The 13,100-nt window shown below is 63.1% G+C and carries 15 protein-coding genes, 1 tRNA gene and 1 riboswitch; of the genes, 5 read left to right on the forward strand and 11 right to left on the reverse strand.

What is annotated here, in order from left to right; genetic code table 11:
• Positions 1-155: 155 nt before the first annotated feature.
• The 11 genes from NG898_RS15700 to ydfG all read right to left on the reverse strand — a co-directional run bounded on the left by NG898_RS15700 (position 156) and on the right by ydfG (position 8,449).
• Positions 156-231 (reverse strand) — tRNA-Lys (locus NG898_RS15700).
• A 52-nt stretch (positions 232-283) separates the two neighbouring features.
• Complete coding sequence (locus NG898_RS15705; RefSeq protein WP_252693290.1) at positions 284-1,399, reverse strand: YeeE/YedE family protein; 1,116 nt, start codon at positions 1,397-1,399, stop codon at positions 284-286.
• A gap of 6 nt (positions 1,400-1,405) precedes the next feature.
• A complete protein-coding gene (gene queC / locus NG898_RS15710; RefSeq protein ID WP_252693292.1) occupies positions 1,406-2,080 on the reverse strand; it encodes a 7-cyano-7-deazaguanine synthase QueC in 675 nt (224 codons plus the stop codon).
• A gap of 163 nt (positions 2,081-2,243) precedes the next feature.
• A complete protein-coding gene (gene ybgF, locus NG898_RS15715) occupies positions 2,244-3,029 on the reverse strand; it encodes a tol-pal system protein YbgF (RefSeq protein WP_252693294.1) in 786 nt (261 codons plus the stop codon).
• Between the two features lie 68 nt (positions 3,030-3,097).
• Positions 3,098-3,619: a peptidoglycan-associated lipoprotein Pal gene (pal, locus tag NG898_RS15720; protein ID WP_004629508.1), complete on the reverse strand. Its 522-nt coding sequence runs from the start codon at positions 3,617-3,619 to the stop codon at positions 3,098-3,100.
• A gap of 29 nt (positions 3,620-3,648) precedes the next feature.
• Positions 3,649-4,944 (reverse strand): Tol-Pal system beta propeller repeat protein TolB, encoded by a 1,296-nt coding sequence (gene tolB, locus NG898_RS15725; RefSeq protein ID WP_392397870.1) that lies wholly within the window; start codon positions 4,942-4,944, stop codon positions 3,649-3,651.
• Between the two features lie 76 nt (positions 4,945-5,020).
• Positions 5,021-6,049, reverse strand: a complete 1,029-nt coding sequence (tolA, locus tag NG898_RS15730; RefSeq protein ID WP_252693295.1) for a cell envelope integrity protein TolA — start codon at positions 6,047-6,049, stop codon at positions 5,021-5,023.
• Positions 6,050-6,086: 37 nt separating this feature from the next.
• Complete coding sequence (gene tolR, locus NG898_RS15735; protein ID WP_092971767.1) at positions 6,087-6,521, reverse strand: protein TolR; 435 nt, start codon at positions 6,519-6,521, stop codon at positions 6,087-6,089.
• 12 nt (positions 6,522-6,533) lie between these two features.
• The gene (gene tolQ, locus NG898_RS15740; protein ID WP_004629517.1) at positions 6,534-7,226 is read right to left on the reverse strand and encodes a protein TolQ; all 693 of its coding nucleotides are present in this window, start codon (positions 7,224-7,226) and stop codon (positions 6,534-6,536) included.
• Positions 7,223-7,627 carry a tol-pal system-associated acyl-CoA thioesterase gene (ybgC, locus tag NG898_RS15745; RefSeq protein ID WP_092971768.1) on the reverse strand — a complete coding sequence of 135 codons (405 nt, stop codon included), beginning with the start codon at positions 7,625-7,627 and terminating at the stop codon, positions 7,223-7,225. The genes tolQ and ybgC overlap by 4 nt, the downstream gene beginning before the upstream one ends.
• Positions 7,628-7,696: 69 nt before the next feature.
• Positions 7,697-8,449 (reverse strand): bifunctional NADP-dependent 3-hydroxy acid dehydrogenase/3-hydroxypropionate dehydrogenase YdfG, encoded by a 753-nt coding sequence (ydfG, locus tag NG898_RS15750; RefSeq protein WP_252693297.1) that lies wholly within the window; start codon positions 8,447-8,449, stop codon positions 7,697-7,699.
• A gap of 138 nt (positions 8,450-8,587) precedes the next feature.
• Positions 8,588-8,716, forward strand: a riboswitch (ZMP/ZTP riboswitch).
• Between the two features lie 134 nt (positions 8,717-8,850).
• Between ydfG and glyA the strand changes: the two genes are divergently transcribed.
• The 5 genes from glyA (at position 8,851) to NG898_RS15775 (ending at position 13,082) form a co-directional block, all read left to right on the forward strand.
• Complete coding sequence (glyA, locus tag NG898_RS15755) at positions 8,851-10,098, forward strand: serine hydroxymethyltransferase (RefSeq protein ID WP_252693460.1); 1,248 nt, start codon at positions 8,851-8,853, stop codon at positions 10,096-10,098.
• Between the two features lie 134 nt (positions 10,099-10,232).
• On the forward strand, positions 10,233-10,682 hold the full coding sequence (gene nrdR, locus NG898_RS15760; protein WP_027677963.1) for a transcriptional regulator NrdR: 450 nt from the start codon (positions 10,233-10,235) through the stop codon (positions 10,680-10,682).
• A 170-nt stretch (positions 10,683-10,852) separates the two neighbouring features.
• Positions 10,853-11,488 carry a type IV pilus modification protein PilV gene (pilV, locus tag NG898_RS15765; protein WP_252693298.1) on the forward strand — a complete coding sequence of 212 codons (636 nt, stop codon included), beginning with the start codon at positions 10,853-10,855 and terminating at the stop codon, positions 11,486-11,488.
• Complete coding sequence (locus NG898_RS15770) at positions 11,488-12,444, forward strand: PilW family protein (RefSeq protein ID WP_252693299.1); 957 nt, start codon at positions 11,488-11,490, stop codon at positions 12,442-12,444. Before pilV ends, NG898_RS15770 begins: the two co-directional genes overlap by 1 nt.
• Positions 12,438-13,082: a pilus assembly PilX family protein gene (locus tag NG898_RS15775; protein ID WP_252693300.1), complete on the forward strand. Its 645-nt coding sequence runs from the start codon at positions 12,438-12,440 to the stop codon at positions 13,080-13,082. Before NG898_RS15770 ends, NG898_RS15775 begins: the two co-directional genes overlap by 7 nt.
• Positions 13,083-13,100 lie beyond the last annotated feature (18 nt).

Below are 13,100 nucleotides of genomic sequence, written 5' to 3' on the forward strand. Positions count from 1 at the left end.
TGTGACCGGCCGTAATCAAGGGGATGCGCTAAGGGGGAATCGCAGCGTGCTATCGATGTGGAAGCTGCGTCCACGCAGAGCGCGAGGAGATGAAGTTGGCCGTGAGGACAACCAAACAAAAAGGGCCGACAGTTGCCTGTCAGCCCTTCGAATTTTGGTGGGTCCTGCGGGATTCGAACCCGCGACCAATAGATTAAAAGTCTACTGCTCTACCGACTGAGCTAAAGACCCCAAAGACCGCGATTATAGGAAGATATCGGCGATTCTGTCAACGCCCCTCAGATCAAACCAGACGCTCCATCCGCCACATCTGATAGCGGAACGCCAGCACCGCGCCGATCACGATCCCGGCCAGCGCGATGAACGAGCCGATCGCCAGCGTCGACACGCCCGACAGCCCCTGCCCGATCGTGCAACCGAGCGCCGTGACGCCGCCAATGCCCATCAGGACGCCGCCAATGATGTGGTTGCCCGTGTCCTCTGCATTGGCAAAACCCTCCCAGCGGAACGTGCGCGTGGCCAGTGCCACCGCCGCCGAGCCGGCAATCACGCCCAGCACGCTCACGATGCCGACCGTCAGCACCTTCGACGTATCGCTGAAGAACATCAGCCACTCCAGCGTGTACGACACCGGCGCCACGAAGCTCAGCGCTTCCATGCGGCCGCTGTTGGTCGCCACAAACGCTTCCTGCAGCGTGTTCGGATCTTCCTGTACGTAACCGAGATGCCCCGAGACGTACCACATGCCGACGATGATGAGGCCAACGCCGATGCCTCCCAGCAGGTTGTCACCGGTGCGGAAATCGCGCGCGAGCAGCGCCCACAGCGACAGCGCCCCGCCGATCACCAGCGCCAGCACCAGGCGCAGCATGCGCGCATCGGCGGAGAACGCGTGGCCCAGCACGCTGGGCAAGTCCTGCGACGTCGGCAACGTAACGGCCACGCTGTCCACCGTTGCCACACGCACCACACCAAACACGCCCTTGAGCGTCATGTACGCCGCCAGCCCCAGGAACACGAACACCACGACCGACTTGAGATTGCCGCCGCCAATGCGCACCAGCGTCTTGCTGCCGCAGCCCGAGCCCAGCACCATGCCGAAACCGAAGAGTAGACCGCCCACCAACGACGACAGCCAAAGCAGCTTGCTCGCCGTGTAGATCGTCTTGCTCGTATCGATCAGGCCAAGCCAGCTCAGGCAGCCCGTGCCGATCATGGCCACGCCGATGGCCAGCGCCCACATGCGCAACCGGTTCCAGTCGCCGATATTGACGACGTCGGACACCGCGCCCATCGTGCAGAAGTGCGTGCGCTGAAGGATCGCGCCAAAGACGAACGTCAGCGCAAACGTGGCCCACAGCACCGTGTGGGACAACGCGTTGAGATCAATGTCAGGCATGGTGCGTCAGATGTAGCGGGTGGGGTCGGGCACGCCAGCGGCGTCAAACCCGGCCTTGCGGATGCGGCACGAATCGCACACGCCGCACGCGCGGCCGTCGTCGTCGGCCTTGTAGCACGACACAGTCAGGCCGTAGTCCACGCCCAGCCGCACGCCGGCCTGAATGATCTCCGCCTTGGTCATGTTGATGATGGGAGCGTTCACGCGGATGCGCTCGCCTTCCACGCCGGCCTTGGTCGCCAGGTTGGCGAGCGTTTCGTACGCGGCCACGTATTCGGGGCGGCAGTCCGGATAGCCGGAGTAGTCCACAGCATTCGCGCCAAAGAACAGGTCACGTGCGCCAACCGCCTCGGCCCAGCCGAGCGCCAGCGACAGCATGATCGTGTTGCGCGCCGGCACATACGTGATCGGGATGCCCGATTGCGCGCCGTCGGTCGGCACGTCGAGCGCGTCGTCGGTCAACGCGGAGCCACCGAACTTGCGCAGGTCCAGATCGACGATTTCATGGCGCACTGCGCCGAGCGCCGCCGCGACTTTCTTGGCCGCGTCCAGCTCGGACGAGTGGCGCTGGCCGTAGCGCATCGACAGCGCGTAGGTCTCAAAGCCGTCGGCATTGGCCATGGCGAGCACGGTGGCAGAGTCCAACCCGCCGGAAAGCAGGACGATGGCGCGTTTTTTCATGGGCGAAGCCTTGCAAAGCAAATCAGGAAGGCCCGCATTTTAGCGTGCCGCCGCCCTGCCCGCGCCCGGCACGGCTTATGCCCGCCATTCGGCGCTCCATGAAAAACGCCCGCCGGTGCAGCCACGGGGCGGGCGTTGATCCACATGCTAGGCGGCTTGCCGATCAGCGCATCGTCTTCAGACGGCTTTGCGCGGTCTTGGCCTGCTCGGTACCGGGATACTGCGAGACCACCGTTTCGAGCGTCTTGCGTGCCGCCGCCTTCTGGCCCGACTCGCCCTGGTTGGTCGCTACCTGCAGCAGCGCATCGGGTGCCTTCGGATGCTGCGGATTAGTGCGCGCCATGTTCTCCAGCACGTAGCTCGAGCCCTTGTAGTCGCGCTGCGCATAGAGCGCGTTGCCCAACCAGAACTGCGCGAGCGGCAGATACGGGCTTTGCGGATACTTCTTCACGAACGCCGAGAACTGGTTGCCCGCGCCCTTGAAGTCGCCGCCCTGGAATGCCTTGAGCGCAGCGTCGTATTCCGGCTTCTCGTTCGGCTGGACCATGCCTTCGCGACCATCCACCGTTGCTTGCTGCGGCTCGAACTTCTTCAGGCGCGCATCCAGGTCAGAGTAGTAATCCTTCTGCTGCTTGGTCAGCGTATCGACGCTGTTCTGCAGCACTTCGTTCTGCCCGCGCAAGCGCGCCACTTCCGATTTGAGCGTTTCAATCTGGTTTTGCGCGTCGATCAGGTTCTTGCTGTTCTGATCGATGCGTTGTGCCGCCGTCGACTGGAAGTTGTTGAACTTGTCGCGCATGTCGATGATGGCGCGGCGCGCCTCATCGTCGTCAAACACCCCCGCTGCCGCCGGGCCGGCCATGGTGAGGGCGCCACCCGCGACGAGCGTCGCCATCAGGATGGCCCGACGCATGGCCCCATAAGCGCGCTGTTTCATCATCGTATTCATGTGATTGCCAACGTAAGAACGCCGGCCGCAACCTCGCAGCCGGCGCGTTCCACTTCAAACCATACCGATTAGTAGACGATGTCGGCGCGGCGGTTCTGTGCCCACGAGTCTTCGTCGTGGCCGGTCGCTTGCGGCTTTTCCTTGCCCAGGCTTACGGCTTCCATCTGGCTGTCAGGCACGCCCATGGACGACAGGGCGCGACGCACAGCTTCGGCACGCTTCTGGCCCAGTGCGAGGTTGTATTCGCTGGTGCCGCGCTCGTCGGTGTTGCCCTGGATCAGGACCTTACGCTGGTTGTGCGACTGCAGGTAGCGCGAGTGCTGGCCCAGCAGGCCTTGGTACTCCGACTTGACCGAGTAGCTGTCGAAATCGAAGTAAATGCTGCGCTTGGCCAGCGGGCTGTTCGGGTCGGTCAGTTCGTCGCGGCCCACGTCCACCGGGGTCACCGTACGGGCATCAGCACCCGTGCCAGCGGCACCGCCCGTACCGTTCTTGGCGGTGTCATCGAGCTTCACGCCCGAGCTGCAAGCGCCCAGGGCCAGCAGCGCGGCAATGGCTGCGAGTTTGATCATGGTTTGGGACTTCGACATGTCCGATTTCTCCTAGTGGAACAGCTTCGTTATTGCATGAAAGGACCCCACGCCGGCTCACGAACTTCGCCGGCCTGGAGGGAAAGAACCTGACGCGTACGGCCATCGGTCGACACGGCGGCCAACACCGATTTGCCGCCAACGCGCGTGGCATACAGGATGAACTTGCCGTTGGCCGCAAAGCTCGGCGATTCATCGTTCGAGGTGTCCGTCAGCGCATTCACATCGCCGTTGGACAAGTCCTGCGTGTACAGGCGGAAGGCACCGCCCACGCGGGAGATATACGCCAGCAGCTTGCCGTCCGGCGACACACGCGGACTCGTGTTGTAGCTGCCCTTGAACGTCACGCGCTGCGCACCGCCCGACTCTTCCCCGTCGACCGACATGCGATAGATCTGCGGCGCACCGCCCCGATCGCTGGTGAAGTAGATATAACGGCCATCCGGCGAGAACGACGGTTCGGTATCGATCGCGCTGCTGCGGCTCAGGCGGCGCAGGCCCGAGCCATCGGCGTTGACCAGGTAGACCTGCGTATTGCCATCGCGCGAGAGCGACACCGCCACGTGGCGACCATCCGGCGACCAGGCCGGCGCCGAGTTGTTGCCCTTCTGGTTCGAGATGACCGCGCGGCGGCCTGCCACCAGGTCATGCACATACACCACCGGCTTCTTGCTCTCGAACGACACATACGCGACCTTGGTGCCGTCCGGCGACCACGACGGCGAGATGATCGGCTCATTGCTCGTCAACGCGATCTGCGGGTTGGCGCCGTCCGAGTCGGAAATCTGCAGCTGGAAGCGGCGACCAACCTTGGACACGTACGACAGACGCGTCGCAAAAATACCGCGCTCGCCAATCAGCTTTTGATAGATGTAATCGGCAATTTCGTGCGCAGCCAGGCGCAGTTGGCCAGGGCCACGCGTAAGCGACAGGCCGCCCAGGCTTTCGCCCTTGGCGGTGTCGTACAGGCGGAAGCGGATTTCGTAGCGATCGCCGTTGCGGGTCACGGTGCCGCCCACGAAGGCTGCGGCACCCTTGGACTTCCAGGCACCCAGGTCAGGCGCCGGGCTTTCCGGCACGACCGCCCCGGCCACATCGACGTTCGAGAAGCGGCCGCTGCGCACCAGGTCTGCCCGGACGATCGCCGAGAGGTTTTGCGGGGCCTGTGCCTCGCCCTGGAAGTTGGCGATCGCGATCGGGTACTGGCTGGCGCCAACGCCCGAGATCTCCACGTTGAGCTGGGCATGGGCCACGCCGGCGCTTGCCGCGGTCAGCAGCAACGCCTGCGCCGCGCGTCGGAACATCGGGATCCACATCGTTCGCATCATGTTCGTCTTCCCTACTATCAAATCCGGAATCTGAGTACCGTCGGCCGGCGCAGCCTGCGCGAGCACCGACCCGTTATTCCTTCGGCCGGAACGTCAGGATGACGCTCGACGGCGCTTTGCCATTGGTATCGCGTGGCAGCGGGTCAGAACGCTCGACCGCGCGCATGACAGCCTCGTCATAGGCGCCGTTGCCGCTCGATTTCGTCAGGCGCTTGGACAAGATCGAACCGTCCGGCGCCATCTGCACCGACACGACCGCCGACGGGTTGCCATTGACGGCCGAAGGATCGAACAGGATGTTCGGCTTGACCTTGGCCCGCACACGCTCGGCATACCCTGCCGATGCTGTGCCGCCCGTGCCCTGCGCATTGCCGACACCACCGCCGGAGCCTGCCACCGTGCCAGTCGCACCCGCACCCGCCATCGCGCGTAGCCGATCCAGCTGCGCCTGGCGTTGTGCATTGGCACGCGATTCATTCGCCTTACGCTCGACGTCGGCCTTGGCTTTGGCTTCTGCGGCAGCCTTGGCCTTCAATTCCTTCTGCTTCGCATCGGCTTCCGCCTTGGCCTTCGCTTCGGCTTGGGCTTGCAGTTGCGCATTCTTGCGAGCCTGCGCGGCGTCCGCAGCGGCCTTTTCCGCCGCCTTTTCCTTGGCCTGCTGTTCGGCCAGGGCCTTGCGTTGGAGTTCCGCCTGATGGGCTTGTTGCTCTTCCTTCAGACGAGCCTGACGCTGTGCTTCGGCGCGTTGTTCCGCGGCGCGGCGGGCGAGCTCGGCCTCACGGGCGGCGGCTGCCTCCTGCTCACGCTTGCGCTTCTGCTGCTCGAGCGCGATATCGGCTTCCTCTTCCACCTTGGCCGGCGGCGCCTTGATCACCGGTTCCGGCTTGACCTCAGGCACCGGGGCGGACTGCTGCACGGCCTGCTGAACCGCCGCCTCGTCCCACAACTCGGCCTCTTCGCCGCGCGGGGTGCTGCTCTGCCACTGCACGCCAAAGTACAGAAAGATGAGCAGCAGAATGTGTGTCAGGACCGCCAGCCCGAACGCGCGCAGCGTGCCGCGCTCGCGAACAGGCTCGTAACGGTGCAACGACGTCGTAGCCATGACGATCAGGTTGCCTCGCCGCAGTTCATCAACGTGCTCATGACGATTTCACCATCAGGCCGACGCGCTTCACGCCATCGCCCTTGAGCACGCTCATCACGGTCAGCACGCGGTCGTATTGGACCGACTTGTCGGCGGCAATCACGACGGGCTGATCGGGGTTTTCGTCAGTGCGCTGCTTCACAAATGCGCGCAGCTCGTTGTTGTTGGCGAGCTTCTGCTCGATTGCTCCCGAACCTGTTTTGACGCGAGCAAGGATCGTGCCGTCACCCTTGATGGTCACGACGATGGGCGGCTGGGTCTGCTGCGGCGTGGCGTTGGCCACCGACGGCAGATTGACCACCCCCGGGTTCACCACGGGCGCCGCCACCATGAAGATGACCAGCAGCACCAACATCACGTCGATGTACGGAACGACGTTGATGTCGGCCTTGGCCCGTCGGGCGCGGCGCGTTCGCTGGATGGTAGCCATGAGCGCGGCTCCTTAGCGCGTCTGGCGCTGGAGGATGTTCGAGAACTCTTCCATGAAGCTCTCGAAGCGGTTGGCCAGGCGGTCCATCTCGGTGGCGTAGCGGTTGTAGGCAATCACCGCCGGAATGGCCGCAAACAGGCCGATGGCCGTGGCGACCAGCGCTTCGGCAATACCGGGCGCCACTGCCGACAGCGTCGCCTGCTGCACGTTGGACAGGCCGCGGAAAGCGTTCATGATCCCCCAGACAGTACCGAACAGGCCGATATACGGGCTGACCGAGCCGACCGACGCCAGGAATGGCAGGTGAGATTCAAGCGAATCCATCTCGCGCTGGTAGGCGGCGCGCATGGCACGGCGGGAAGCATCGAGAATGGCGCTCGGATCGCCGCCGCCGCGCTGCAGCTCGCGCGCCTTGAGGTATTCGCGCATGCCGGCTTCAAAGATGCGCTCCAGCGCCCCGGTCGTGTGGCGGTTGTTGGCAGCGCTCTGATACAGCGCCTGCAGGTCGCCGCCGGCCCAGAAATCGCGCTCGAACGATTCTGTCTGGCTGCGTGCGGCGCGCAGCGCAAACGCTTTGCGGAAGATGTACGTCCAGGAGAACAGCGACATCACCAGCAGCAGGCCCATGACAAATTGGACCAGGAGGCTGGCGTGCAGCACCAGCGAGACGATCGACAGATCTTGTGTGACCTCGACGGGATTCATGCGGCGGCTTTGATGGTTGCGAGTACGGGAGCGGGAATCGGGGTCGGCCGGAAAGTGAGCCGGTCGACACATCCAACACGAATCGTGCCTGATGCGAGCAAAACGTCGCCGCGCCAGCCTTCTTGGGCGAATTGGACCGACGCGGAGCCGACCCGTTCCATACGCGAACGGATCTGCAGCAGGTCATCCAGGCGTGCTGGCGCGCGGTAGTCCACGGCGGTGCTACGCACCACGAAAATGGCCCCGGTCGTGTCGGCCAGCGCCTGCTGGTCGACCCCAAGCGCGCGCAGCCATTCGGTGCGGGCGCGCTCAAAAAATTTCAAATAGTTGGCGTAAAACACTACGCCACCTGCGTCGGTATCTTCCCAATACACGCGCAGGTTCCAGTCAAAAGAAGCCATCGGGTAATTTTACCAAGACGCAAGTGACGGCCAGCCATCCACCGACCGGCCGAGGGCTTGCGCTGGAATTCAGGCCATGCCTCGCGTCACGCTGGTGGCCGAGAATGACTGGCAAACGGGCATCAGTTCCATCGCGTTGACATTGAAGTGCGCCGGCAGCGCCGCCATCCAGTAGACGGCCTCGGCGATGTCGTCGGCGGTGAGCGCCTCGGTGCCTTCGTAGACCTTCTCTACACGGGCATCGTCGCCCTTGAAACGCACGTTGGAAAACTCCGTGCCGGAGCACAGGCCTGGCTCAACGTTCGATACGCGTACGCGCGTGCCGGTCAGGTCCGCGCGCAAGTTCAGCGAAAACTGGCGGACGAACGCCTTGGTGGCGCCATACACGTTGCCGCCCGGATACGGGTACGTCCCGGCAATCGAGCCGATATTGATGATATGACCGCGGTTGCGTTCGACCATGGCAGGAAGTAGCGCACGCGTCATATGAACCAGCCCGGAGCAGTTGGTGCCGATCATGCGGTCCCAATCGGTCAGGTCAGCGCGCTGGGCGGGTTCGAGACCCAACGCCAGACCAGCGTTGTTGACCAGCACATCGACTTCGCGCCAGCCCTCGGGCAATGTGCCCGGCAAAGCCGCAACGGCATCGGCATCCAGCACATCCAGCACGAACGGCAGCACGGCGTCGCCCAATTCAGCCTTGAGCACGTCGAGACGGTCCTGGCGGCGGCCTGCCGCGATCACGCGATGGCCTTCTCGCACGAAACGCCGCGCGATGGCCGCGCCGAACCCGGCGGTTGCGCCGGTCACGAATACGATCATGGAAGAGTCTCCGGGCCTAAAAAAGCGAAAGATCAGAGTTTACCTGAAGCGTCGGACCGTATTGCACCGCAATGTGCGTGTCTGCACGCTCGCTTCTTGCGGCGGCCATGGGGCTGTCGTACACTCGCGGGCAACCATTCCACCTTGCGCGACTGGCGAATCCTGAAGCTGCTTCCGCAGCTTCGACATGTGGGCAGCGACCACGAGGAAGCGCAAGGTTTCTGGCGTCATGCACAACGGCGCCTGCCGCTCGCCTGGGCAGCGAATGGGAAGCACAGGGTGACTTGGACACCCACTGCAATCGGCCAATACCGGGCGCAGTCGTTCAAGCCGCGCGCATGTTTCCCCACGCCTCGCCCGATCTCCGCCATTTCCGTTTCGTTTCAGACCAGACACTCGCCATGTTCGAACGCAGCCGCTATACGATCGACCAGATCGATCCCGAAATCTTTGCCGCCATCCAGAAGGAAAATCAGCGTCAGGAAGACCACATCGAGCTGATTGCCTCCGAGAACTACACTTCCCCGGCCGTGATGGCCGCGCAGGGGTCGCAACTGACTAACAAGTACGCCGAGGGCTACCCCGGCAAGCGTTACTACGGCGGTTGCGAATATGTGGACGTGGTGGAACAGCTCGCCATCGACCGCGTGAAGCAGCTCTTTGGCGCGGAAGCCGCCAACGTGCAGCCGAACTCGGGCTCGCAGGCCAACCAGGGCGTGTTCTTCGCCGTGCTCAAGCCGGGCGACACGATCATGGGCATGAGCCTGGCCGAAGGCGGCCACCTGACGCACGGCATGGCGCTCAACATGAGCGGCAAGTGGTTCAACGTGGTTAGCTACGGCCTGAACGCGCAGGAAGACATCGATTACGACGCGCTCGAAGCCCTGGCGCAAGAGAAGAAGCCCAAGCTGATCATCGCGGGCGCATCGGCATTTGCACTGCGCATCGATTTCGAGCGCATCGGCAAGATCGCCAAGTCGATCGGCGCCTACTTCATGGTGGACATGGCGCACTACGCCGGCCTGATCGCCGCTGGCGTGTACCCGAACCCGGTGCCGCACGCTGATTTTGTGACGACGACCACGCACAAGAGCCTGCGCGGCCCGCGCGGCGGCGTGATCCTGATGAAGGCTGAACACGAAAAGGCCATCAACTCGGCGATCTTCCCGGGTATCCAGGGCGGCCCGCTGATGCATGTGATCGCGGGCAAGGCGGTGGCGTTCAAGGAAGCCCTGTCGCCGGAGTTCAAGGCTTACCAAGAGCAAGTGGTGAAGAACGCCCGCGCCATGGCCGAAACGCTAATGGCCCGCGGCCTGCGCATCGTGTCGGGCCGCACCGAAAGCCACGTGATGCTGGTCGATCTGCGCGCCAAGAAAATCACCGGCAAGGAAGCTGAGAAGGTGCTGGGTGACGCACACATCACCGTCAATAAGAACGCGATCCCGAATGACCCGGAAAAGCCGTTTGTGACGTCGGGCGTGCGCCTCGGTTCGCCGGCCATGACGACGCGTGGCTTCAAGGAAGCGGAGGCCGTGAAGGTCGCCCACCTGATTGCCGACGTGCTGGACAACCCGCACGACGAAGCGAACATCGCCGCCGTGCGCGCCAAGGTGGCTGAGCTGACCAAGCAGTTCCCGGTCTACGCCTAAGGCATCCGCCGATGGCCGGATCTTCCGGCCACGTAGTACCCTGCCGCGATGCGCCCCGAAATGAATGAGGGGCCATCGCGGCGTTGTTCTTTTAGCGCAGTGCGTTCTTTGAGGTTGCCGAGGAGACCACCGGCATGAAATGCCCTTTTTGCGGCCACGCGGCCACCCAGGTAATTGATACCCGCATGTCGGAAGAAGGCGACACCGTACGCCGCCGCCGTCGCTGCGAATCCTGCGACCGCCGCTTCACGACCTACGAACGCATCGAGCTGTTCTTCCCGGCCGTCGTCAAAAAGAACGGCAGCCGCGTCGACTACGACCGCAACAAGGTCAAAGACTCTATGCGCCTGGCGCTGCGCAAGCGCCCCGTTTCCGCCGAGGCCATCGACGAGGCCATCGCTCGCATCGAAGAAAAACTCCTCAGCCACGGCGAGAAGGAAATCGGCAGCGACCGCGTGGGCGAGCTGGTGATGCGCGAACTCAAGCGGCTGGACAAGATTGGGTACATCCGGTTTGCGTCGGTGTATCGGAGTTTTGAGGATGTGTCGGAATTTCGCGACATGCTCGACGAATTCCGCCAATAGAGGCTGTTCTTCCTCGCTGCTCCAGCTAGCGTTCCGACCAAAATTTCGGTTAAATCCGCTGTCAAAGTAAAGAAGTAGCACTTTGTCACAATCTTGGCGTACCATGCCCGGATAAGTGACGAAAGAAGCATTAAAAAAATAGTTGGTCGGAACAATTTGCGGGAGTCACCATGCGCCACGCTTTGCCGGGGAAAGCGCTTGGCTTCACCATGCTCGAAGCATTGATCGCCGTGCTGATTTTGGCCGTCGGCGTGCTGAGTGTCGCCAATCTTTTAATCAAGTCGTATCGATTCACGCAGCAGGGAGCGTATGACACGCTGGCCCTGCAATTGGCGTCGAATATGGCGGATCGGATGCGGGCCAATTCGGGCACGTTGAGCACAGCCAGTTCGCCGTACTTCATCGATACCCAAAGCGCCAGCGGAACGTCCGCGATCAATTTCTATGCGCAGAGTTGCGCCACCGGCGCAACTAACTGTGGGTGCACGTCGGGCAGCGCCGTGTGCGCCGCCGCCGCCGCACAATTCGATGTCATCGAGTGGGCAAGCGCCGTTCAGGGCGCGCTGCCGGGCGGCCGCGCAGTCGTTTGCCGTGACACCGTGACCTACTCCACTACCGGCGGTTTCAGCGGATGGAACTGCGATAAGGCGGCCACATCGCCGGTCGTGATCAAGATGGGCTGGGTCTCGCGCTTCTCCAACAAGGACTTGTCAGCCAGCGCCGCCGCAGCCAACGCAGCAGATGCGGCCAGCTCGGTGGCGTCAAATCCGCAGATGGTCGTCGTTGTTGATACGGGAGGCCAGTGATGCGTCGCCCTCCCTTTCGTTCGATCGCTCATGTACGCGGCTTCTCGCTGATCGAACTGATGGTCGCCCTGGTGATCTCGCTGCTGGTGCTGGTGGCGACCGTGTCGTTCTATCTGATGACGCGCTCGACCTACACGACCATCGACGACAGCTCAAACCTGGAAGAGCGCGGACAATTCGCCCTCGGCGTCATCACGCGAGCCCTTCGGCAAACGGCGTTTTCGCCGCCGAATACGTCGGGCGGTGGAATGATCCAGCTTGCTCAAAGCGACCCGCCCATGATTAGCGGGGTGGACGGTTGCAACAGTCCGGGCGACGTTGAATCGCTTTCACAGACTGTCAGCGCTTCGTGTACCACCACAATGGTCGACACGGCAAACGATGCGCTGGAAGTCCGCTTCTTCGGTTCAGGCACCGCCGCAGCGCCGACCGTGCCGGACAACTCGATGGTGGACTGTTCCGGCCAAGGCGTCGCCTCCCCCACCAGCATTGACCTGGCAGCGAGCCAGCGTGGCCTGTCGATATTCTTCATTCAGACGGACAGCACTGGTCCGTACCTCGCCTGCAAGTTCCGACAGCGCGACAGCACAGGCGCCGCTACGGCCACCTTCGCCACTCAGCAACTGGTGCCGGGCGTGGAGTCGCTGCAGTTTCTGTATGGCGTATCGGTAGACGGCGACGCGGTACCGGACGTGTTCAAACGCGCCACTGACATGTCGACGACCGACTGGCAGAACGTCTACGCCGTCAAGGTGGCGCTCGTAGTACGTGCAGATAACGCCAGTGCAGACGTTGGCAGCGGCACACAGAAGTTCACCTTGTTCGGCAAGCAATACACCTACGGCGACGGCACCTACCAAGCCACGGCTAACACGCAGATGGCGCGCCGGCTCTTTACCGCCACGGTCCAAACGCGCAACTACATGACCTGCTTCTCGGGGGATCCGTCATGCTGATGATCTCCACTCGCGCTCGAGGGCGTTCGACGGGCTTCGCGTTGATCACTGCACTGGTGATGCTGCTGGTCATCACCCTCTTGGCAATCGGCGGCGCGCGGCTGGCCATCGACTCCAAGCGGATGAGCCGAAACCAGCGCGACACGGACATCGCTTTCCAGGCGGCCGAGGCGGCCTTGCGCGACGCTGAATACGACATCCAGAACGCATCGGCCGGCAACGGTAGCGCCACCAACACGCGATCGGCGATCTTCGATCCGACCAAAGCCACTGGCTTTCCTGGCAGCGGCTGCAACACCGGCGGCCCTGGCACGGCCACGCCCTATCAGGGGCTGTGTCAACCAGCCCCGGATGGCGCCACCGGCGTCTGGAACACGGTGAGCTGGAGTGCATCAGGCACGCCGCAGACCGTGGGTTTCGGCGACTTCACTGGCCGGACCTTCCCCACGGGTACGGGCCTGCTGCCCGCACAAAAACCGCGCTACATCATTGAGATCCTGCCGGACAGAACAATCGGCGGGAATGTGCAGGGGCCGGCCACTTTCCTCTATCGCATCACAGCAGTCGGTTGGGGGCCCAATCTGGGGGCACAGGTCATGCTGCAGTCGGTCTATCGCAAGACCGATGCACCGGGCTGACCAGCACGGGGCGACACG

Origin of the sequence: Ralstonia mojiangensis (assembly GCF_023955645.1) — a bacterium.
Classification (GTDB): Bacteria; Pseudomonadota; Gammaproteobacteria; order Burkholderiales; family Burkholderiaceae; genus Ralstonia; species Ralstonia mojiangensis.

Bases quoted from the DNA above. Each gene is read 5' to 3' on its own strand.
- pilV (WP_252693298.1), top strand. From the start codon at position 10,853: ATGCGCCACGCTTTGCCGGGGAAAGCGCTTGGCTTCACCATGCTCGAA.
- queC (WP_252693292.1), bottom strand. From the start codon at position 2,080: ATGAAAAAACGCGCCATCGTCCTGCTTTCCGGCGGGTTGGACTCTGCC.
- tolR (WP_092971767.1), bottom strand. From the start codon at position 6,521: ATGGCTACCATCCAGCGAACGCGCCGCGCCCGACGGGCCAAGGCCGAC.
- NG898_RS15705 (WP_252693290.1), bottom strand. From the start codon at position 1,399: ATGCCTGACATTGATCTCAACGCGTTGTCCCACACGGTGCTGTGGGCC.
- nrdR (WP_027677963.1), top strand. From the start codon at position 10,233: ATGAAATGCCCTTTTTGCGGCCACGCGGCCACCCAGGTAATTGATACC.
- ydfG (WP_252693297.1), bottom strand. From the start codon at position 8,449: ATGATCGTATTCGTGACCGGCGCAACCGCCGGGTTCGGCGCGGCCATC.
- ybgC (WP_092971768.1), bottom strand. From the start codon at position 7,627: ATGGCTTCTTTTGACTGGAACCTGCGCGTGTATTGGGAAGATACCGAC.
- tolQ (WP_004629517.1), bottom strand. From the start codon at position 7,226: ATGAATCCCGTCGAGGTCACACAAGATCTGTCGATCGTCTCGCTGGTG.
- NG898_RS15775 (WP_252693300.1), top strand. From the start codon at position 12,438: ATGCTGATGATCTCCACTCGCGCTCGAGGGCGTTCGACGGGCTTCGCG.
- tolA (WP_252693295.1), bottom strand. From the start codon at position 6,049: ATGGCTACGACGTCGTTGCACCGTTACGAGCCTGTTCGCGAGCGCGGC.
- pal (WP_004629508.1), bottom strand. From the start codon at position 3,619: ATGTCGAAGTCCCAAACCATGATCAAACTCGCAGCCATTGCCGCGCTG.
- tolB (WP_392397870.1), bottom strand. From the start codon at position 4,944: ATGCGAACGATGTGGATCCCGATGTTCCGACGCGCGGCGCAGGCGTTG.
- NG898_RS15770 (WP_252693299.1), top strand. From the start codon at position 11,488: ATGCGTCGCCCTCCCTTTCGTTCGATCGCTCATGTACGCGGCTTCTCG.
- glyA (WP_252693460.1), top strand. From the start codon at position 8,851: ATGTTCGAACGCAGCCGCTATACGATCGACCAGATCGATCCCGAAATC.
- ybgF (WP_252693294.1), bottom strand. From the start codon at position 3,029: ATGAATACGATGATGAAACAGCGCGCTTATGGGGCCATGCGTCGGGCC.